Below are 1,235 nucleotides of genomic sequence, written 5' to 3' on the forward strand. Positions count from 1 at the left end.
GCGCTAATAAATCAAAACCATATTTTGGTAGATTTTGGCGAGATGCTTGAGTGTTTTATTAAGCACTATTTCAAATAATATTAGCGGAGAATGGCGTAATACATTCTCTGCTAATGTTAGATGAGATATTACTCTTCTTGATTTGATACTATTAGCTTGATAACTAAGGTGTATTCCTTTATTTTCAGCATGAAACCCTATCAACCAAAGTACAATCGAGCTTAGCGTAGCAAGAAGGCTCAATACAAGTAAGCGACCAGCACCTTGACTGTAACTTGCTCTGAGCCCAAATCCAAATCGCTCACTCTTTTCATCTCTAAAATTCTGCTCTATTTGCATTCTTCGACTATATAATTTCATGACTTGCCGAGGTTTAAAATCATCCATGCTAGTAAAAATAAGCCAAGGCTCCATAGCTGCCGAACGCCCATCTTTCACTTGTGATTTTCGCACCATTCGATATCGCGACTTTTTAAATTTTCTACCTTTATTAGGTCTTTTATGGAGATAAAAGAAGCCATCACAACGCGCATATTCTGCTTTTGATAATGTACCAAAACCCAAAAATTGTGGTGTTGCGGTCGCTTTTAAAGCTTGCCGTTTAAACCAAGATTCACCCTATTTCTCAAGCCTTAATTGAGTATTTCCGCGAATACGCCCAACAAAATCCCAACCAAGCATTTTTATATGTTTAAACCAGGCATTTTGGAAACCCGCATCCGTAACGATAAGCACTCTAGCTTTAGGGTTAACAGCCTGAGCTAATGCGTCGAGGAAGGCATTTTGTATTTTTGAATTTTGCTGGTCACATGAAGGAACTATTTGACTTAATAAAGGTATTGAGCGCCCATCGCAAATTAAACTAGCACGGAGCACATGGTGTTCTTGTGACGGATATCCACTCCAATCAACAGCAATGACACACAGCGACAGAGACTCAGTTAGCATTGAAATAATGTTGCGAAAAATATCAGGGATATCTTTATGGAGCGCTTTATTACCAAGTAATCGGTCGACGCGTTTAATTTTATGCTTAACGAGGGCATTTCCTGGGAGAAAACGTCCAATGCTGGTTAACGTAAGAGACGCACCATTAATCAAAGCCATAGTGGCATCGATTAATGCATTTTGGCGATATTTATGAAACGGCGCTAAGGCATCTTTGAAGAAATTGTGACATACTTTACGAACAGGCATAGCAGTGACCTTATTGACTTGGTGGAACAATCAGTAGA

The 1,235-nt window shown here is 39.1% G+C and carries 1 pseudogene; it reads right to left on the bottom strand.

The features are described from left to right. Window positions 1–3: 3 nt before the first annotated feature. A pseudogene (locus ACGF7G_RS22325) lies at window positions 4–1,197 on the bottom strand (IS4 family transposase). Window positions 1,198–1,235 lie beyond the last annotated feature (38 nt).

The organism is Photorhabdus sp. RM323S (genome assembly GCF_042879375.1).
GTDB lineage: Bacteria > Pseudomonadota > Gammaproteobacteria > Enterobacterales > Enterobacteriaceae > Photorhabdus > Photorhabdus tasmaniensis.